The organism is Elusimicrobiota bacterium (genome assembly GCA_016182905.1).
Taxonomy (GTDB): Bacteria; Elusimicrobiota; Elusimicrobia; order UBA1565; family UBA9628; genus GWA2-66-18.
Genome location: JACPFR010000024.1, coordinates 110,832 through 128,489, shown reverse-complemented (window position 1 = coordinate 128,489; position 17,658 = coordinate 110,832). Strand labels below are relative to the sequence as shown.

Below are 17,658 nucleotides of genomic sequence, written 5' to 3'. Positions count from 1 at the left end.
AGGATGGGACGTCGAAGCCCCCGAGGGGCTCCGGAGGACAACGATATGGCGAAGAAGATGGAACCGCTCGTGATCGCGAGCAAGGCGAAGGCGATCCTGAAGAAGGCCGGCTGCAACACGTCGGGAGACGCGCTGGACGGACTCAACGGCTGGGCCTACTGGCTGCTCGAGCAGGCCGCCAAGCGCGCCAAGGCGAACGGCCGCAAGACCGTCCGCGCCCACGACTTCATCAACATGTAGCCTTTCTCCCTTCGGGGAGAAAAAACGAAGCGCCCGGGGGTTTATTATCGCCCCCGGGCGCCTGTCTTTCGGTGGGCCGAAAATTCAGTGCCGGCGCCGGGTCTCCTGGCGGCGCGCGTCGTCCTGCGCCTTGCGCAGCGAGTCGACGATGCGGTGCGCGGTGTCGTGGATCCAGCGGCTCTTGAGGAGCCGGCGGGGGTCGATGGTCACCTTGGCGGAGAGCGCGAGCTTCATGGATGGAGTATAGCCCGGGAGGCCCGGAATGTCATTACATGGGTGTTACGATTCAGCGAATGTTTCCCGTGACCGGGATCACGTCCTTGACGCCTCCGGGCGCGGCTGTTATATAGGAGTCCTATGAAGAACCAGACCATCGCGGTGATCGGGGCCGGGCACATGGCGGGAGCCATGATCGGGGGCATGATCAGATCGAAGCTCGTCCCCGCGAAGAGCATCGTCGCCGCCCGGCGCGACCCCGAGGCCCTCGCGGCGCTCCAGAAGAAATGGGGCGTGCGCGCCTCGACCGACAACAAGAAGGCCGTCGCGGGCGCCGATATCGTGATCCTCGCGGTCAAGCCGCAGATGGCGCGGAAAGTCATGGAGGAGCTGGCGGGCCATATCTCCGGCGAGCAGCTCGTCATCTCGGTGATGGCGGGCGTCACGACCGCCTCGATCAGCAAGGCCCTGCGCGTGGACGGGCCGGTCGTGCGCGCGATGCCCAACACCCCCTGCCTCGTGGACGCGGGCGCTACCGCGGTCGCCGCCGGCGCCCACGCCAGCGAGCGCGAGCTCAAGCTCGCCGAGGCCGTGTTCGGCGCGATCGGCCTCGTCGTGACCCTGCCGGAGTCCGCGCTCGACGCCGTCACGGGCCTCTCCGGCTCGGGACCGGTCTACATCTACATGGCCATCGAGGCGATGATCGACGGCGGCGTGAAGATGGGCATCCCCCGCGCCGTCGCGGCCAAGCTCGCCGCGCAGACGGTGTACGGCTCCGCCAAGCTCGTTCTAGAGTCCGGCAAGCACCCCGCCGTGCTGAAGGACGAGGTCACCACGCCCGGCGGCACCGCGATCACCGCGATCCACGTCCTCGAGAGCAGGGGCCTGCGCTCCGTCCTCATCGACGGCGTCGAGGCCGCGACCAAGCGCTCGCAGGAGCTCTCGAGGCTCTTCGACGCCTGACGCGCCGTCCTCCAGCCTTGACGGACCGTCCCTTACCTGTTATAAAGAACAGGTAGTTCACCCGGAACGCCGAGCTGGGGCGCTTCCGGCTTTTTATTTATAGGGAACTTGCCGCGACATGCCGCTTAGCCAAATCAAAACCGCCGCCCTGATCACCGCCAAGGAGCACCTCGAAGAGGTGTGCGTCGAGTTCGCCAAGTGCGACCGCCTGGCCTTCGACACCGAGTCCAACGGCTTCTACGCCCACAAGGAGAAGGTCTGCCTGATCCAGATCTCCACGCCGACGGAAGACTTCATCGTCGACCCGATCGCGTTCAAGGACATCTCCGCCCTCGGCCCGCTGTTCGCCGACCCGAAGATCGAGAAGCTGTTCCACGCCGGCGAGTACGACGTGCTCTGCCTCAAGCGGGACTACGGCTTCACCTTCGCCAACCTCTACGACACGATGATCGCCGCGCGCATCCTCGGCACCAAGGAGCTCGGCCTGGCCGCCGCCATCGAGCGCCACTTCGGGATCGTGATCTCGAAGAAGCTGCAGCGCGCCGACTGGGGCAAGCGCCCGCTGACGCACGAGATGATCCGCTACGCCCAGGGCGACACCCATTTCCTGATGCGCCTGGCCGACATCCAAAAGAAGATGCTCGTCGAGAAGGGCCGCATGGAGGACGCGTTCGAGTCCTTCCGCGACCTCGCCGCCCTCGAGCCGAACCTCAAGACCTTCGACCAGGAGGGCTACTGGAAGCTCGTCGGCCGCGACGACATCGGCGGCCAGCAGATGGCCGTCCTCAAGGAGATCTGGCTGTACCGCGAGCAGCAGGCCCAGTCGCGCGACCGGGCGCCGTTCCGCGTCATGCCCGAGGACCTGATGGTGCGCATGGCCCAGGCCATGCCCGAGACGCGCGAGGCCCTGGCCGCGGTGCGCGGCATGTCGCCTTACATCTTGGAGCGCTTCGCCTCCGGCCTGCTGGCCGCCGTCGAGCGGGGCAAGGCCGCGCCGCCGATCACGCGCCCCCCGTCGGCCGCGCCCGAGCGCAAGCGCCTGACCGACCTCGAGTGGCGGACCTTCGAGGCCTTGCGCGCCTGGCGCAAGAGCCGCTCCGAGAAGGACGCCGTCGAGCCCGTCGTCATCATGACGACCGAGAACCTGCGCACGCTGGCCATCCACGCCTGCCGCGACCACGGCGGGGACCCGCTCGGCCCTCTGTCCGAGCTCAAGCGCTCCCGCTACGGCGACGACATCCTCAAGGTCATCGCCGCCGCCCGCGCCAACGGCAAAGCCGCTTAGACCCTAGGACCTAGGTCCTCCTTCCTCATAGGCACTGTGCCGCCCCAATAACGCCCTCTCGGACCGAGCCCGCCCCTCCTCCTCCCGCTATACTGGTCCCATGAACCGGATCGCCCGCTTTTTCGTCGCGCTGTCGCTCCTCCTCGCCGCCCCCGGCCTCGCCCCGTACCAGGCCGCCGCGCAGACGGTCGGCGCCGCGCGCGCGGCCGTTCCCGCAGGCTCCATCGGCGCCGCGGGCGCCTCGATCCACGGCCTGGGCGGCGCCAACCTCGCCCTGCCGGCGGCGAGCCTCCGGCTCGGCCTCGTCCCCTCGCTGACCCCCTCCGCCGCGCTGACGCCGGTCCTGAACGCGCCCGCCGGCGTCTTCGCCGCGGTGCCGTCGATCGCCTCGCCGGCCGCGCTCAAGGCCGTCGCCGCGTCCGCCGCACCGGCGGCGAACGCACCCGTTATAGCCGCCGCCCCCGTCGCCGCTCTCTCCTCGCTTCAGACCGGAACGAAGGCCCTGGAGACCGCCGCCAGGACCGGCGCGGCCGAGGCCCCGCGGACCGCCCTCGACGGCCTGTTCGAAGGCTCCGCCGCCCGCCCCGACGCCCTCGCCGTCTCCGCCCGCTCCGCCGCCTCCGGCGCCCCCCGCCTCGATCCGTCCCGCGGCCCCGCCCAAGGCCCGCGCTGGGTCAAGTCCTTCCGCGGCCCGGACGAAGCGCCCGCGACCTCGGTCAAGCGCACGCTCTCCGTCGGCTTCCTTGCCGCCGTCGTGCCGATCGCGGTCACCATGGTCACCGTCGTGATCGCCCAGCTGTTCGGCTACGTCTTGCACCCGAACTACCAGGGCCCCAGCGCGGGCGAAGTGCCGACCATCCTGTCGGCGCTGGCGATGTGGATCGGCGCCGCCGTGATGGCCCCGGTCTCCGAGGAGGCCATCTTCCGCGGCGGCCTTCAGAAGAAGCTCTCCCAACTGACGGCCAAGCTCCGCATCGGCGACTTCGTCGTTCCCGCGGCCATCACCTCGTTCATCTTCGTCGCCCTGCACGAGACCTCCGATCCGGTGCTTTTCTTCACCCGCTTCGTTCACGCCCTCATCCTCAGCCACGTCTACCACAAGGAAGGCATCCTCGCCTCGATGGCCGCCCACGGCTTCTTCAACGGCCTGCTCGCCCTCTCCGTCGTCTTCTCCGCCCTCGGCCTGCCCTGGCTCGGCCTCGCGGTCGTCCCCGCGGCGCTGTACTTCGCCCTGCGCGCCGCCAAGGTCGTCCGCGCCCAGAAGCCCGACATCGCCTCCGGCGCCCTGACCCCTAAGCCCCTGACCGCCGGACTCTCGTTCCTCATGGCCGGCGTCCTGGCCCTCGGCTACTTCTTCCTCATGCCCAACATCTTCTGGATCATCGGCGCGATCGCGCTGATCGTGAAGGGGATCACGATGCTCCGGAGCCGGAAGGCCTAAACAGAGATGAGAGCCGTCCGCTTCCTCGCCGTATTATCATTGGTCTCGGCTTCGGTCCCCGCCGACGCCGTCGCACAAATCCGTACCATTACGATCAACGCCCCGCGCGTCGTTCCTTCCGTTGCGGGCGCCGGTCTCTCCTCGAGCTTCTCCACTCCGTTGTCGTTAATGTCGTTGCCGTCGCCGTTGATGTCGCCCTCCTCCCTCGGATTATCCGTCGCGGCCGCGCCGGCGCTCCAGGCCGCCGTTTCGCCGGCAAGCATCAGATCCGTCGCCGTTCCCGGGATGGAGCCCGTCAAACCGTCGCCGTTATCCGTCCGCGTCGAAGCCGCCTCGGCCCTCACGAAGGCTCTTCCCGACCTCCCCGTCTCGCACGCCCCCGCCGCCGCCGCCGAAAGCTTCTCCCTGCTGACCGGAGAGGCCCTGACCCGCCGCGCCGACTCCCCCGCCGTCCTCGCCGCCCCCGCGCACTTCGACTCTCCCTTCCTTTCCGCCGTCCCGTCCGACCCCGCGCCGCGTACTCCGACCCCCGCCCCCGAGACCTCCAAGAACGTCCGCCGCATGATGGTCGGCACCGCCGTCATGAAGTCCGGCATGGAGACCATCACCCTCAGCGTGCCCATGCTGGCGCTCACCGCCTTCGGCGGCATCTCCGCCGTCGCCGGCCTCGTCGTCGTCTACGGCCTCTCTCAGGCGATCTTCGCCGCCATGGCGGGCGGCCTCGCCGACCGCTTCTCCGCCCGCAAAGTCCTCGCGGGAGCCGTCCTCGCGCAGGCCGCCCTCGTCGGGACCTTGATCGCCGTCGGCGCCGCCGGCGCGCTGTCGATGCCGACCTTGATCCCCCTCTACCTCCTCATCGGCGGCGTCACCGGCGTCATCGAGACCACGCGCCACTCGATCCCCACTTTGCTCCTCGGCCAGGACGAGGCCGCGCTCAAGAAGTACAACGCGAAGCTGCACATCTCCTACGAGGTCGCGGGCGTGATCGGCGCGCTGACGGCGGGCGCGCTCATCGCCTTCGTCGGCCCGCTGTGGTCCCTCGCGATCCAGCCCCCGGCGTTCGCCCTCGCCGCGTGGTATTTCTGGCGCGTCCGCCATCCCCTGCCCGCCGGCGACCCTCCCGCCAAGAGCGGCGCCGTCGCCAAGGTCCGCGCCTATTTCAGCGACATCAAGGCCGGCGCGAAGCTCGTGATCGGCGACGGGCGCATGCGCTGGGTGGCGCTCGCCTTCGTCCTGCCGCAGATCGTCCATCGCGTCTTCGAGAACCTGCTGATCCCCGTCTTCGCGAAGACCGTGCTCGAGAACCCCGCGGCCTCGGCCTGGCTGCTCACCGCCTCGAACGCCGGCGAGCTCGCCGGCGCGGCCGTACTGCTGCGCCTGGCCGCGCGCTTCCCCGGCTCCCACGGCTGGGTCAAGTGGGGCGCGCTCGGCCTCCTGCTCACCTGGGTCCTGGCCTTCTCGACGAGCCTGCCGCTGCTCCTGCCCCTGATCCTCTTCTCTTCGCTCACCTGGGCCGCCAGCGACCTGTCGCTGCGCTCCGAGGTCCAGCGGACGGTCTCGGAGAAGGACCAGCCCCGCGCGATCAGCTTCCTGTACGGCGCCTTCGTGATCGGCTCGTCGCTGCTGTCGCTGGCGCTCGGCGGCCTGCTCGGCGCGATGCCGGCGGCCGTCGCGCTGTACTGGATCTGCGGCGGCTTCAGCGCGCTGGCGCTCACGGTGTACCTCGCCTCGCGCCGCCTGAAGCCCTGATGGAGCTTCAGCCCGTCCTCGAAGGGCCGCGTCTGCGCCTGCGCCCGCTCAAGGCCGCCGACTTCGACGAGCTCTACGCCGCGGCCTCCGATCCCCTCATCTGGGAGCAGCACCCGGCGCCGAACCGCCACGAACTCCGGGTCTTCGAGGAATTCTTCGACCGCGCCCTCAAGTCGCGCGGCGCGCTGGCCGTCGTCGACAAGGCGACGAGGAAGATCGTCGGCACCTCGCGCTACTACGACCTCGAGGGGAAGGACTCCGTCTGCATCGGCTTCACGTTCCTCACTCGCGATCACTGGGGCGGGAGCTACAACCGCGAGCTGAAGTTCATGATGCTCGACCACGCCTTCTTCGCCGTGCGCCGCGCGCTCTTCCACGTCGGCCCGCTCAACCTCCGCTCGCGCCGCGCCCTGGAGAAGATCGGCGCCAAGCTCGTCGGCCGCCTCGAGCGCGCCAAGCCCGACGGCTCCCCCGACCCCACCGTCGTCTACGAGATCCGGCGCCCCTAAAAAAGGTGCCTGACTCGCAAATTCATTGAATTCGAATTCGACGAATTTGCGAGTCAGGCACCAAAATCACCGAAATTCTTAGTCCGTCAGCCTGAAGCGGACTTCCTGGGGCATGCGCACGGGCACCGGTTTGCCATTCAGGCCGATGGCGGGAGAGAAGCGCATGAGGGCGCCGACCTTGCGGGCGGCGGCGTCGAAGGCGGGGCCGGCGGCGCGGGTGATGTCGGAGGAGGAGACCAGGCCGTCGGTCCCGAGGTGGATCATGATGACGACGGCGCCCTCTCGGCCGGCCTGACGCTCGCTCTCCGGATATAGGCGCTTGAGGCCGGCCAGCACCTCGTCGCGGTTGAGCAGGCGCGGCAGTTCCTTGAGGGGGGTGCCGCCGTGGCCGGTGCCGCCGGGAACGCCGTCGTCGGAGCCTTCCCCCGAGCCGCCGGTCTTGGCCGCCGTGCCGGTGCCGCCGACCTCGCCGCCGGGCGTCGGGGCGACCGGCTCCGGAGTCTCGACGACCTTGGTGCTGGGGCCGGGCAAGGTCCAATCCTTGGGAGGCTCGGGAGCCTTCTCGATGGGGTTGGGCGGGACGGGGACGTCGGGCGTCACGTTGATCTTGGCGGGCACGCCGGGCACGAAGGCCTTGGGCGCGCCGAGTTTCGCGGGGCCGTCGCCGAGGAAGGGGCTCGTGATCTCGACCTCGAACGGGGGCGGCGAGTCGAAGCTCAGGCGCGGCAGCAGCCACAGCGCGGCGAAGAAGAGGACGTGCATGCCCGCGGACATCGCCACCGACCGCTGGAACGGCGGCGGAGAAGGCGCCCGCTTCTTCTGGGCCGTCGTCACTTGCGCTGGACCTCCAGGCCGACCTTCTTGACGCCGGCGGAGCGCACCGCGTCGAGGAGCTCCGCGATCTCGCCGTAGGGAAGCGTCTTGTCGGCGGAGAGGGTGACGGCCTGATCGGGCTTGAGCGCGGTCGCGGCCGACAGCATCTTCTTCAAATCATCAAGCGTTGTGGGCTTTCCAGTCACGGTCAGTTCTCGTTTGTCGTTCAACGCGACCGCGATGGCTTCCGTCGCGGTCTTGTCCGACTTGGAGACCTTGGGGACGTCGACCTTGATCGCGCGGCGGGCGATCATGGGGGCGGTGGCCATGAAGATGATGAGGACGACGAGGACGACGTCGACGAGCGGGGTGATGTTGATCCCGGTTATGGGGCTGTCGGCGTCATCGGTGGCGTGCATGGTGGGTCCGCACGGCGGCGTAGCGCAGGCCGAGCGCCTCCGTTTCCAAGAGCAGGTCGCGCATCTTCTTCTGCAGGAAATTGAAGGCGAGCACGGACGGGATCGCGACGAGCAGGCCGACGGCGGTGGCAACCAGCGCCTCGGAGAGGCCGGCCATGACGACCTCCGGTCCCGCGCCGGACTCGGCCAGGTCGTGGAAGGCCTTGATGACGCCGAGCACGGTGCCGAACAAGCCGACGAACGGCGCGTTGTTGCCGAGCGTGCCGAGCCAGAGCAGGCGGCCCTCGAGGTGGCGCCTCTCGTCGGACAGGGCGGCCTGGAGGTTCTCCGGCTCGGAGAGCACGCGCGACGCGGCGCCGGGGTTGGCCTTGACGGCCTTGTCGGCCGCGTCGTGGTCGCCCGCGGCGAGCGCGGCGAGGAACACGGGACGCAGGGCCGAGAGCGCCTTCGATTCCTCCTTGAGCAGGTTCCAGCGGTCGTAGGCCACGGCGACGCCGCCGATGGAACTTATGATCAGGGCCCAGATGACCCAGCCGCCGCCGGTGAGCGCCAACGCCATCAAGGGGCTGTTGTTCAATTCTCGTCCTTTTTCGGATGGAGTTTCATGAGGGCGGTCGCCAGCTCCGCCTTCGTCGAGGGATCGGTCTCGCGCTCGAGGTACTGGGCCATGCGGCGGTACTCGTAGCCGCCGCCCATCTCGCCGAGGTAGTAGGCCGCCATCGCGCGGGCGAACCAGTCCTGATGGTCGAGGAAGCGCAATAGTATCTCCTTGCCGAAGTTGTCGCCCTTGCGCCACATCCCGGCCGCGGCGTAGACCTGGACGGCGACCGACTGGTCGTTGCGCGCCGCGCCGCCGAGCTGGAGCTGGATCGAGGCGTCGCCGAGGGTCAGCAGGGACTCGAGAGCGGCGAAGCGCACGGTGACGCTGGGGTCGTTGAGCGCGCCCTGAAAGAGGCTCAGGTGGCGCATGTCCTTGGCGTAGGACAGCGCGACGAGCGCGGCGGCGCGCGTCTGCACGTTCTTGGCCAAGCGCGCCGCGTTCTCGAGCTCGCGCTGGAGCTGATAGTCCTTCGTGCCCGCGAGGCCCTCGGTGAGCAGGAAGCCGAGCTCGGTGTAGCGCGTCTTCAGCGAGTAGCCGGTCAAAGTGGACAGGCGCGCGAGGTTGAACAGCGACGCGTCGCTCGAGGCGAGGGTGTCGGGCCGCGCGTCCATGCGCTGCTGCAGGAGGCGGATCAGGTGCGCGTTGATGCGCGGGTCGATCAGGTCCTCCTGCTTGACGCGCGGGGCGGTGATCGTCAGCGGCTCGAGCGAGAACAGCATGCCCGCGTCGGCGCCCAGGTTCACGGGCAGCGGCTCGGCCGCGCCGGCGAGCAGCGGCGCCAGGAGCAGGACGGCGGCCAGGATCGTCTTCATTTGGCGGCCGCCTTCTTCTTCGGCCAGAGCTTCAGCGCCGAGACGCAGAACTCGGCGACGACGAAGTCGTTGCCGACCTCGCCGTCGACGCGGCGGAGCAGGAGGTCGTAGTCCTCGGCCGTGCCGAGTTCGCCGAGGTACTTCGCGGCCAGCGCCTTGACCACCCAGGAGGGGTTGTCGAGGAAGGAGCGCACGCGGTGCAGGCCCGCGACGTCGCCCATGCGGGCCAGGCCCGCGGCGGCGTAGACTCGCAGCAGGGGCTCGGTGTCCCGCTCGGAGGCGGCGGCCAGCAGCGGCATCGCCTCGCGCGGGTGCTCGAAGACGACGAGCGCCTCGAGGGCGCCGAAGCGCACCGCGGGGTCGAGATGGATCAGCGCCTCGTTGAACACCTGGAGGTACTTGAGGTCGTGCGTGCGCGCCAGCGCGATCAGCGCCGCGGCGCGCGACTCGCCGTCGCGGTCCCAACGGGACAGCTCGAGCAGCTGAGCCCTGAAGGCGGGATCCGTGCTGTGCGAGAAGGCGTCGCCGAGCGGGATGCCCACGTTGAGGAAGCGGTTCCTGAGGCTCTAGCCGATCGGCGAGCCGCCGGTCAGGATGTCGGCGATCGGCGTGCCCTCGACCTTGGTGAGGTCGCGTTTGAGGCCGCGGCGGTCCTCGGCGAGCCTGATCAGGGCGTTGGAGATCGCGGGGTCGAGGCGGGTCTCGCCGGGCGCCAACGGCGAGGTGCCGGGCGCCGGCGCGCCGTAGGCCGACGGGATGTCGGTGCGCACCGTGACCTCGCCGCAGCTCGACAGGAGCGCGAGGGCCGGAAGCAGGCTCAGCTTGAGCGCCGGTCTCATCCCCATAAGTATGGCTTATCCTTCCCGAATCTTCCACGGTCCGGCGCGTGAATTTAATGAGGCCGAAATAAATTCGAAACGGCGACCTGTTAGAATACTTTTAGACGCGACAGAACGTCTTACTCGAACGACACCAGTTCGCGTCGACCCCACCAGGAGCGCCCGCCCGGGACCTATATGGTCCCGGGCGGGCCATTTTCATCGGCGCCCGAGGCGATAAAACCGAGACAAGGCCCCGATGGCCCCGGAACGGGGATCCTTTCTACACTGCGCCCATGAGAACGATCCTCTCCGGCCTGGCCGCCCTCCTCTTGGCGGGCGCCGTCCAGGCGGGCGCGCCCGAGGCCTTCGAGGAATGGGCGGCGAGGGCCCGGCGGGAGATGGTGGACCTCGTCGCCTCCTACTCCCCCGATCACCGGGTCGGCGACCGCAAAGTCCTCGAGGCCATGCGCGAGGTCCCTCGCCACGAGTTCGTCCCCGAGAGCCTCGTCCGCCGGGCCTACGACGACGGCCCTCTCCCCATCGGGGAGGGGCAGACCATCTCCCAGCCGCTGATCGTCGGCCTCATGACCGAGGCCCTCGAGCTGCGGCCCTCCGACAAGGTCTTCGAGGTGGGGACCGGATCGGGCTATCAGGCGGCCATCCTCGCCAAGCTGGCCAAGGAGGTCTACACCGTCGAGATCGTCCCCTCCCTCGGCCGTCGGGCCGAACGGACCTTGAGGAGGCTCGGCTACGCGAACGTCACGGTCCGGATCGGCGACGGCTACGCGGGCTGGCCCGAGAAGGCGCCCTTCGACGCGATCATCGTGACCTGCGCCCCCGACCACATCCCCCCGCCTTTGGTCGCCCAGCTCAAGACGGGAGGACGGATGATCATCCCGGTCGGGCCCGAGGTCCGCGGCTCATTCTCCGCGCAGGAGCTCATCGTCGTGCGCAAGACCGCGAAAGGGATGGAGCGCGAGAAGCGCATGGACGTGCGTTTCGTCCCGATGAGGGGCCGCGGCGGCCGGCCATGAGACTTGAGTTAGGTCATAGGCCGATCCGCCGTTGTTTCGTAGCATGAGGACGTGATGACCTCCCTCTTCTCTTTCCTGAGCTTGGAGTCGGTCGCCCGGGACTTCCTGGTCCTGTGCCTGGTCATCGCCTCGGGGCTGACCTTGGGCAACCTGAGCCTCAAGGGCGTGCGCCTCGGCATCGCCGGCGTGCTCTTCGCGGGCATCGCCACCGCGCATATAGGCGCCGCGCTCGACCCCCAGGTCATGCTCTTCGTGCGGGATTTCGGACTCATCCTGTTCGTGTACTCCGTCGGCCTGGAGGTCGGCCCGGGCTTCGCCGCCTCGCTCAAGCGCCAGGGGCTCAAGCTCAACCTGCTGGCCGCGGCCGTGGTCCTGCTCGGCGTGGGGCTGACCGTCGCGGCGATCCTCGTCAAGGACGTGGAGATGCCCCTGGCCGTGGGCCTCTTCTCCGGCGCCACGACCAACACGCCCGCGCTGGCCGCGGCGCAGCAGGCCATGGGCTCGATGAGCGGACTCTCGCCCGAGAGCACCAAGCTCCCCGGCCTAGGCTACGCGGTCGCCTATCCCTTCGGGATCATCGGCATCATCGTCGCCATGCTGATCATCAAGCGCGTCTTCCGCGTCGATCCCGCGGCCGAGGCCCGGGCCTTCCTCGAGACGCAGCACAAGGACGCCGACGCGCCGGTGGCGATGAACCTGGAGGTCCAGAACCCCAACCTCGACGGCCTGGCGATCAAGGACATCCCCCACCTCCAGTCGGTCAAGGCCGTCATCACGCGCGTGCTCCACGATGGGAAAGTCGCCGTCGCCGTCCCCGACATGGTCCTGCGCACCGGGGACGCGGTCCGCGTCGTCGGGCGCGCCGCGGCCCTGGAGGGCCTGCGCGTCCTCATCGGCCCGGAGTCGGAGAAGGACCTCAAGGCGATCTCCACGAACCTGCTCAGCCGCAAGCTGGTGGTCACCCGCCGCGACGCCCTCGGACGCAGCGTCGGCGAGGTCCAGATGCTCCACGGCGTGGCCGTGGCCCGCCTGCAGCGGCCCGACGTCGCGTTCGTGCCGAGCCCCGACCTGGAGCTCCAATACGGCGACCAGCTCCTGGTGGTGGGCGAGCCCGACGACGTGGCCTCGGTCGAGCGCTTCCTGGGCAACTCGCTGGAGAAGATCGGCCACCCGCAGATCCTGCCCGTCTTCGTGGGCATCGCGCTGGGCGTGCTGCTGGGACACTGGCCCATCCCCATCCCCGGCCTGCCCACGCCGATACGCCTGGGGTCGGCCGGCGGGCCGCTGGTCGTCGCCATCCTGCTCAGCCGCCTCGGCAACGTCGGAGCGGTCACCTGGCACCTGCCCCGCAGCTCCAACCTGGTCCTGCGCGAGATGGGCATCGTCCTGTTCCTCGCCTGCGTGGGCCTGCACGCCGGAGACAGCTTCGTGAAGGTCCTGGTCCAGGGGCCCGGGTTCTCCTGGATGCTCCTCGGGGCCGCCATCACCTTGGTCCCGCTCCTCATCGTGGGCTGGGCCGGCCGCCGCCTGCTGGGCCTGGACTACATGAGCCTCTGCGGGCTTCTCGCCGGGAGCATGACCGACCCGCCGGCGCTGGGATTCGCGAACTCCATCGCGGCCTCCAACGCCCCGTCCATCGCCTACGCGGCGGTGTACCCGACGGTGATGATCCTGCGCATACTCAGCGCCCAGCTCCTCGTCCTCTTCTTCTCTTGAGCCGCGACGCTTAAGGCGCGATGCCGACGGCCTTCAGCCACTCCGGCGTCGGCCGCAGCAGGCGGCGCGTGCGCAGGTCGAAGAGCCCGAACGTGAACACGGCGGTGCACGACGGCAGGCCGTCGGCGCGCTCCATCACCTGCTCGAGGCGCCCGACCTTGCCGCGGTACTCGACGCAGCGCGTCTTGATGACGACCCTCTCGCGGTTGACCGCCTCGCGGTGGAAGCGCATGTCGACGGCGAGCACGACCGGCCCGATCATGCGCTCGCGGACCTGCTCGAGCCCGAAGCCGCCGCGCGTGATCAGGTCCCACCTCGCCTCCTCGAAGATCTCGAGGTAGGCCGCGTTGTTGACGTGGCCGAAGCCGTCGAGGTGCCGCTCCAGGATCTGGAACGGGTACTCGTGCTCCGCGCCGGGAAGACGGTCCATCCGGTCAGGGCGCCTGCGGCGGCAGCTTCTCGATCGTCTGGAAGGGCTTGAAAAGGCGCTCGATCCAGCGCGCGTCCATGTCGTCGAACGCGGCGGAGGAGCGCGCCTCGAACACGGCCCACACGCGCATGTTCTTGTCGAAGACCGGCACGAAGATCGTCGTCGAGCCGGGCTTGGCGTCGCCGGAGCGCAGGGCCTCGGCGATGGCGCCCTCGGCGGGAACCGCCGCGGGCGCGGGCTCGGGGCGGGCGGGGCCGGGCTGGAAGGCCTTGCCGTCGGGCTGGAGCAGCCAGAAGCCGCACCACGTCCACGGGTTCTCGAAGGCGTCCCACAGCGCGTCGGCGAGCTCGCGCGTCATGCGCTCGCTCTGCAGGGCGCGGCGCCGCCACTTGAGGTCGAGGGTCGACTTGATCTTGTCGTAGCGCGCGCGGGACGGGCGATCGCGGATATCGCGCGGGGGCTGATCTTTTCGATAGTCGTCGCTCATTTGGCCTTCTTCTCCAATACCACCAGCTGTCCGCAGGCGCCGTCGATGTCGCGCCCGAGGTTCTGACGGACCGTGGACTTGTAGCCGCCCGCGAGCAGGCGCGCCTGGAACTCGCGCGCGTCGCTCTCGTCGGTCGGCTTGTGCGCCGTGTCGGTCTGGTTGAACACGATCAGATTGACGTGGAGCAGCTCCTTGGGGCCGACGCCGTCGAGCCACTTCACCAGGGCGTCGGCGTCCTGGGGGCGGTCGTTCTCGCCCTTGAGCAGCACGTACTCGAAAAAGATCTTGCGGTTCGTCGAGCCGATGTACTCCTTGAGCGCCGCGGCGAGCGCGGCCAGGTCGAAGGCCTTGTTCATCGGCACCAGGCGCGTGCGCAGCTCGTCGGTCGCGGCGTGCAGGGAGATCGCGAGGTTGACCTGCGGGAAATCGCGGCCGAACAGAGCGATCTTGGGCGCGACGCCGGAGGTGGAGACGGAGATGTGGCGCGCGCCGATGCCGAACTGCCTCTGGTCGAGCAGCGCCTTCAGGCTCGCCGAGACCTGCTCGTAGCAGGCGAAAGGCTCGCCCATGCCCATGTAGACGACGTTGTCGAGCCGTCCGGGAAGGTTCTTTTTGGCCATGTACTGGCGCCAGAACAGGACCTGGTCGGTGATCTCCTCCGGCGTGAGGCTCCGCTTGAGCCCCATGAGCCCCGTCGCGCAGAAGGTGCAGGCCACCGCGCAGCCGACCTGGGAGGAGATGCAGGTGGTCCAGCGCGTCTCGCTCGGCCGCAGCAGAACGGTCTCGACGACGCTGCCGTCCGCGAGGTCGAGCAGGGCCTTGTGCGCGCGGCCGTCGCCGGAGACGTCGACGCGGCGCTCGCGCACGCTCATCAGCGGGGCCTTCTCGGCGAGGTCCTTGCGCGCCTGCGCGGGCAGCACCGAGATCTCCTCGTAGGAGGAGACGGCCCGGCCGAAGACGGCCTGCCGCACCTGCTCCCAACGGAACTTGGGCAGGCCGAGGTCCGTCAGGGCCGCGTGGACCTTGGCCGCGTCCATCAGTAGGTGAGCTCCCGGACGTGCTTGTTGTCGAGGAGCAGGCGCACGACGTTCTTCTGCTCGAGACGCGGGCCGGCGACGTACCACTCGCTGTAGTACAGGTTCGCCCGCTTCATCAGCTTGCGGCGCAGGACCTTCACGTCGGAGTTCCGGAATATGGTCTTGATCTGCTCGAGGCCCTCGTCGTCGAGGTTCGAGGTGATCTTGAAGGTGTGGCGCTGGCGCAGCTCGTCGATCAGGGTGTCGAGATGCGGGAACACGCCCTGCACGATCAAGGTCATCACGGCGGTCGCCGCCGCCAGGGAGTAGAAGCCGTAGCCGACGGTGACGCCGATCGCGGCGACGACCCAGATCGTCGCCGCCGTGGTCAGGCCCGTGACCTGCTCGCCGTCGCGCATGATCGCGCCCGCGCCGAGGAAGCCGATGCCGGAGACGATCTGCGCGGCGATGCGCGTCGTGTCGCTCCCCGCGGTGAACGCGAGATGGCGCGAGAGGATCGCGAACAGGCACGAGCCCACGCAGATCAGGATGTTGGTGCGCAGGCCGGCGGCCTTGTCGCTGAGCTCGCGCTCGAGGCCGATGAAGGCGCCGAGCGCCAGCGCGATGAAAAGACTAAGCAAGTCCTGGTCGAGCGGCGTCATGACTCCTCCGTGAACCGGCGAGAACGAGTTCGGCCGCGCGGCGTCCCGACTTCACGCCGTCGGGCAGACCCACGCCGTTGAACGAGGCCCCGGCGAGGATCAGCCCCTGGTGGCTCCTCAGGCAGGAGCTGATGCGGTCGAGGCGGCGCGCGTGGCCGACCTCGTACTGCGGATTGGCCTTGATCCAGCGCGTCGTCTTCTGCGCCAGCGGCGCGGCGCCCTTCAGGCCGAGGACCTTGTCGATATCGGCGCGCACGCGCGACTCGAGCCGGGTGATCGCGCTCTCGGCGTCGCCCTCCCGCCCGGCCCCGCCGATGAAGGCGCGGACCGTGGTCCTGCCCGGGACCGCGCGGCCGGGGAATTTCGCCGAGGAATACGTGCCCGCCGTCACGATCAGCCCTTCGCCCTTGGGGGCGAGGAAGCCGAAGCCCTTGGGCCGGACCGGCACGTCCTTGTCGTCGTAGATCAGCACCGAGGTCGCGGTGGACGAGAACGGGATCTCGCGCAGGCGCATCGACAGCTCGGGGTCGAGGCCCTCGATGACGTCGGCGAGCGCGGAGGCGGGCAGGGCGGAGATCACCGCGTCGGCCTCGAACACGGCGTTGGGCGTGACGACCTCCCAATGCCCGTCCCTGCGGCGCACGGCCTGCGCCGGACAGTCGACGCGGACGCTGCCCGGGGGCAGGCGGCTCTTCAGCGCCTCGACGACCTTCGACAGGCCGCCCTTAAGCGTCACGAACGTCGTGAGCCCGTCCTTGCGCGGGGCCCGCTTCGTGCCGAGCCACCCGAGCCACATCGATTTCACGAGCCCGCCCTTCTTCTCCATGTCGAGCAGCTGCGGGAACGTGCTCCTGACGCTCATGCGCTCGGGGTCGCCGGCGTAGATGCCGGCGAGCATCGGGCCGACGAGGCGCTCGAGGGCCTCCGGGCCGAGGCGGCGGCGCGTGAAGTCGGCGAGCGACTCGTCGGCCCCGTCCTTGCGCGCGGGCCGCAGCGGCTCGAGGGCCATGTGCAGCTTCGCGGCCGGAGTGAACAGGGAGCTGAACGCGAACGGGAGCAGCCGCGTCGGCGCGATGAGGTTCATGCCCGCGGGCATCGGGACGAAGCGGCCGCCGACGAGGATGTCGAAGCCGGCGTCGGGCCCGGTGCCGGTCAGCTCGCCCTCCAGGCCGAGCTCGCGCACGAGCTCGAGCATCTCCGGCTTGGTGGTGAGGAAGCTGTCCGGCCCGATCTCGAAGATCTGGCCGTCGATCGTCTCCGTGCGGATCTTGCCGCCGAGGACCGGCGAGGCCTCGAGCAAGGTGACCTCGACCGACGGGCCCTTCTTCGAGAGCTCGTAGGCCGCGACAAGGCCGGCGATGCCGCCGCCGAGGACGACGACGCGCTTCGTCGGCGCCGGTCTTCCGGGTCTCATGTCCGGCTGAACTCGTGGACCCAGTCCGCGACCATCTTGACGGTGTCGACCGGCGTCGTCGGCAGGATGCCGTGGCCCAGGTTGAAGATGTGCCCTTTGCGTCCGCCGTTGCGGTCGATGATGTCCTTGACCGCGGCCCGCAGGGCCTTTTTGCCGGAGAACAGCAGGATCGGGTCGAGGTTGCCCTGCACGGCCTTCTTGCCGACGCGGCGGCGCGCGACGTCCATGTCGATGCGCCAGTCCACGCCGATCACCGAGCCGCCGGCCGAGGCGAAGTCCTCGAGGAAGCCGTTGGTGTCGGTGCCGAAGGAGATGACCGGCACGCCGGACTTCTCCAGGCGGTCGAGGATCCACTTCGAGTGCGGCCGCACGTGGCGGCGGTACTGGTCGGGCGACAGCACGCCGATCCAGGAGTCGAAGAGCTGCACGGCCTGGGCGCCGGCCTTGATTTGGGCCTCGAGATACTCGACGGTGACGGTCCGGACCTTGCGCATCAGCGCGTCCCACAGGTCCGGCCGGTCGGTCATCATCGCCTTGGTGAGCTTGTAGTGGTCGGAGTGGCCGCCCTCGATCATGTAGCTGGCGACGGTGAACGGCGCGCCGGCGAAGCCGATCAACGCCACCTTGCCCTCGGTCTCGCGGCGGATCAGCTTGACCGCCGAGAAAACGCAGTCGAGCTCGGCCGCGGCGTCCTTGACCTTCAGGCGCTTGATGTCGGCCTCGGTGCGCACGGGATTGGAGATCGTCGGTCCGGGAGCGAAGCGCAGCTTCAACCCCATGGGCTCCAGGATCAGAAGGATGTCGGCGAAAAGGATGGCGGCGTCGATGGGCAAAGCGCGCACGGGCTGAAGCGTCACCTTGCAGGCGAGCTCCGGCGTCTTGGCCAGAGCGAGTATCGAGTGCGTCTTGCGCAACTCCCGGTACTCGGCCATGTAGCGTCCCGCTTGACGCATGAACCAGACCGGGGTCGCGTCGACGGCCTGGGAGCGGCAAGCCCGCAAAAATCGCAGTTTTTCGCTTATCATGCCTA

General features: G+C 69.2%; 22 protein-coding genes. 8 read left to right on the top strand and 14 right to left on the bottom strand.

The window, feature by feature from the left end; genetic code table 11:
- Positions 1 to 45 precede the first annotated feature (45 nt).
- Positions 46 to 240, top strand: a complete 195-nt coding sequence (locus HYV14_09795; GenBank protein ID MBI2386292.1) for a hypothetical protein — start codon at positions 46 to 48, stop codon at positions 238 to 240.
- Between the two features lie 84 nt (positions 241 to 324).
- On the opposite strand, the gene HYV14_09790 is transcribed toward HYV14_09795, so the two are convergent.
- Positions 325 to 474: a hypothetical protein gene (locus HYV14_09790; protein MBI2386291.1), complete on the bottom strand. Its 150-nt coding sequence runs from the start codon at positions 472 to 474 to the stop codon at positions 325 to 327.
- A 123-nt stretch (positions 475 to 597) separates the two neighbouring features.
- Here HYV14_09790 and proC point away from each other — a divergent pair, with 123 nt between their 5' ends.
- From proC to HYV14_09775, 3 genes are all read left to right on the top strand, one after another.
- Entirely contained in the window at positions 598 to 1,419 is an 822-nt protein-coding gene (proC, locus tag HYV14_09785) for a pyrroline-5-carboxylate reductase (GenBank protein MBI2386290.1), read from the top strand.
- A 118-nt stretch (positions 1,420 to 1,537) separates the two neighbouring features.
- Positions 1,538 to 2,704 (top strand): ribonuclease D, encoded by a 1,167-nt coding sequence (locus HYV14_09780; protein MBI2386289.1) that lies wholly within the window; start codon positions 1,538 to 1,540, stop codon positions 2,702 to 2,704.
- Between the two features lie 100 nt (positions 2,705 to 2,804).
- Complete coding sequence (locus HYV14_09775; GenBank protein MBI2386288.1) at positions 2,805 to 4,145, top strand: CPBP family intramembrane metalloprotease; 1,341 nt, start codon at positions 2,805 to 2,807, stop codon at positions 4,143 to 4,145.
- On the opposite strand, the gene HYV14_09770 is transcribed toward HYV14_09775, so the two are convergent.
- Positions 4,142 to 4,444 carry a hypothetical protein gene (locus HYV14_09770; protein ID MBI2386287.1) on the bottom strand — a complete coding sequence of 101 codons (303 nt, stop codon included), beginning with the start codon at positions 4,442 to 4,444 and terminating at the stop codon, positions 4,142 to 4,144. The two genes, HYV14_09775 and HYV14_09770, sit on opposite strands and share 4 nt — an antisense overlap.
- Between HYV14_09770 and HYV14_09765 the strand changes: the two genes are divergently transcribed.
- Together HYV14_09765 and HYV14_09760 are read left to right on the top strand one after the other, a co-directional pair.
- Positions 4,431 to 5,894 (top strand): MFS transporter, encoded by a 1,464-nt coding sequence (locus HYV14_09765; protein ID MBI2386286.1) that lies wholly within the window; start codon positions 4,431 to 4,433, stop codon positions 5,892 to 5,894. The two genes, HYV14_09770 and HYV14_09765, sit on opposite strands and share 14 nt — an antisense overlap.
- Positions 5,894 to 6,403 carry a GNAT family N-acetyltransferase gene (locus tag HYV14_09760; protein MBI2386285.1) on the top strand — a complete coding sequence of 170 codons (510 nt, stop codon included), beginning with the start codon at positions 5,894 to 5,896 and terminating at the stop codon, positions 6,401 to 6,403. Before HYV14_09765 ends, HYV14_09760 begins: the two co-directional genes overlap by 1 nt.
- A 78-nt stretch (positions 6,404 to 6,481) precedes the next feature.
- Here the strand turns inward: HYV14_09760 and HYV14_09755 are convergent, their stop codons facing one another.
- The 6 genes from HYV14_09755 to HYV14_09730 are packed head-to-tail and all read right to left on the bottom strand — an operon-like array spanning position 6,482 to position 9,887.
- Positions 6,482 to 7,237 carry a TonB family protein gene (locus HYV14_09755; GenBank protein MBI2386284.1) on the bottom strand — a complete coding sequence of 252 codons (756 nt, stop codon included), beginning with the start codon at positions 7,235 to 7,237 and terminating at the stop codon, positions 6,482 to 6,484.
- Positions 7,234 to 7,635, bottom strand: a complete 402-nt coding sequence (locus HYV14_09750; GenBank protein MBI2386283.1) for a biopolymer transporter ExbD — start codon at positions 7,633 to 7,635, stop codon at positions 7,234 to 7,236. Before HYV14_09750 ends, HYV14_09755 begins: the two co-directional genes overlap by 4 nt.
- Positions 7,619 to 8,212, bottom strand: coding sequence for a MotA/TolQ/ExbB proton channel family protein (locus HYV14_09745; protein ID MBI2386282.1), 594 nt, complete (start codon positions 8,210 to 8,212; stop codon positions 7,619 to 7,621). Before HYV14_09745 ends, HYV14_09750 begins: the two co-directional genes overlap by 17 nt.
- A complete protein-coding gene (locus HYV14_09740) occupies positions 8,209 to 9,048 on the bottom strand; it encodes a hypothetical protein (GenBank protein ID MBI2386281.1) in 840 nt (279 codons plus the stop codon). The genes HYV14_09745 and HYV14_09740 overlap by 4 nt, the downstream gene beginning before the upstream one ends.
- A complete protein-coding gene (locus tag HYV14_09735) occupies positions 9,045 to 9,590 on the bottom strand; it encodes a HEAT repeat domain-containing protein (GenBank protein MBI2386280.1) in 546 nt (181 codons plus the stop codon). Before HYV14_09735 ends, HYV14_09740 begins: the two co-directional genes overlap by 4 nt.
- Positions 9,591 to 9,614: 24 nt before the next feature.
- A complete protein-coding gene (locus HYV14_09730) occupies positions 9,615 to 9,887 on the bottom strand; it encodes a hypothetical protein (protein MBI2386279.1) in 273 nt (90 codons plus the stop codon).
- Between the two features lie 380 nt (positions 9,888 to 10,267).
- On the opposite strand from HYV14_09730, the gene HYV14_09725 reads away from it, so the two are divergent.
- Both HYV14_09725 and HYV14_09720 read left to right on the top strand, forming a co-directional pair.
- On the top strand, positions 10,268 to 10,903 hold the full coding sequence (locus HYV14_09725; protein ID MBI2386278.1) for a protein-L-isoaspartate(D-aspartate) O-methyltransferase: 636 nt from the start codon (positions 10,268 to 10,270) through the stop codon (positions 10,901 to 10,903).
- Between the two features lie 54 nt (positions 10,904 to 10,957).
- On the top strand, positions 10,958 to 12,619 hold the full coding sequence (locus HYV14_09720) for a putative transporter (GenBank protein ID MBI2386277.1): 1,662 nt from the start codon (positions 10,958 to 10,960) through the stop codon (positions 12,617 to 12,619).
- 10 nt (positions 12,620 to 12,629) lie between these two features.
- Here HYV14_09720 and HYV14_09715 read toward each other — a convergent pair whose 3' ends face one another.
- Genes HYV14_09715 through hemE form a run of 6 tightly spaced genes read right to left on the bottom strand, consistent with a single transcriptional unit; the run spans position 12,630 to position 17,653 of the window.
- Positions 12,630 to 13,049 carry an acyl-CoA thioesterase gene (locus tag HYV14_09715; GenBank protein ID MBI2386276.1) on the bottom strand — a complete coding sequence of 140 codons (420 nt, stop codon included), beginning with the start codon at positions 13,047 to 13,049 and terminating at the stop codon, positions 12,630 to 12,632.
- 4 nt (positions 13,050 to 13,053) lie between these two features.
- The gene (locus HYV14_09710; protein MBI2386275.1) at positions 13,054 to 13,536 is read right to left on the bottom strand and encodes a hypothetical protein; all 483 of its coding nucleotides are present in this window, start codon (positions 13,534 to 13,536) and stop codon (positions 13,054 to 13,056) included.
- Positions 13,533 to 14,573, bottom strand: a complete 1,041-nt coding sequence (locus HYV14_09705; protein ID MBI2386274.1) for a 23S rRNA (adenine(2503)-C(2))-methyltransferase RlmN — start codon at positions 14,571 to 14,573, stop codon at positions 13,533 to 13,535. The genes HYV14_09710 and HYV14_09705 overlap by 4 nt, the downstream gene beginning before the upstream one ends.
- The gene (locus HYV14_09700; GenBank protein MBI2386273.1) at positions 14,573 to 15,214 is read right to left on the bottom strand and encodes an MgtC/SapB family protein; all 642 of its coding nucleotides are present in this window, start codon (positions 15,212 to 15,214) and stop codon (positions 14,573 to 14,575) included. The genes HYV14_09705 and HYV14_09700 overlap by 1 nt, the downstream gene beginning before the upstream one ends.
- A complete protein-coding gene (hemG, locus tag HYV14_09695; protein MBI2386272.1) occupies positions 15,186 to 16,628 on the bottom strand; it encodes a protoporphyrinogen oxidase in 1,443 nt (480 codons plus the stop codon). Before hemG ends, HYV14_09700 begins: the two co-directional genes overlap by 29 nt.
- Positions 16,625 to 17,653, bottom strand: a complete 1,029-nt coding sequence (hemE, locus tag HYV14_09690) for a uroporphyrinogen decarboxylase (GenBank protein MBI2386271.1) — start codon at positions 17,651 to 17,653, stop codon at positions 16,625 to 16,627. The genes hemG and hemE overlap by 4 nt, the downstream gene beginning before the upstream one ends.
- Between the last annotated feature and the right edge of the window lie 5 nt (positions 17,654 to 17,658).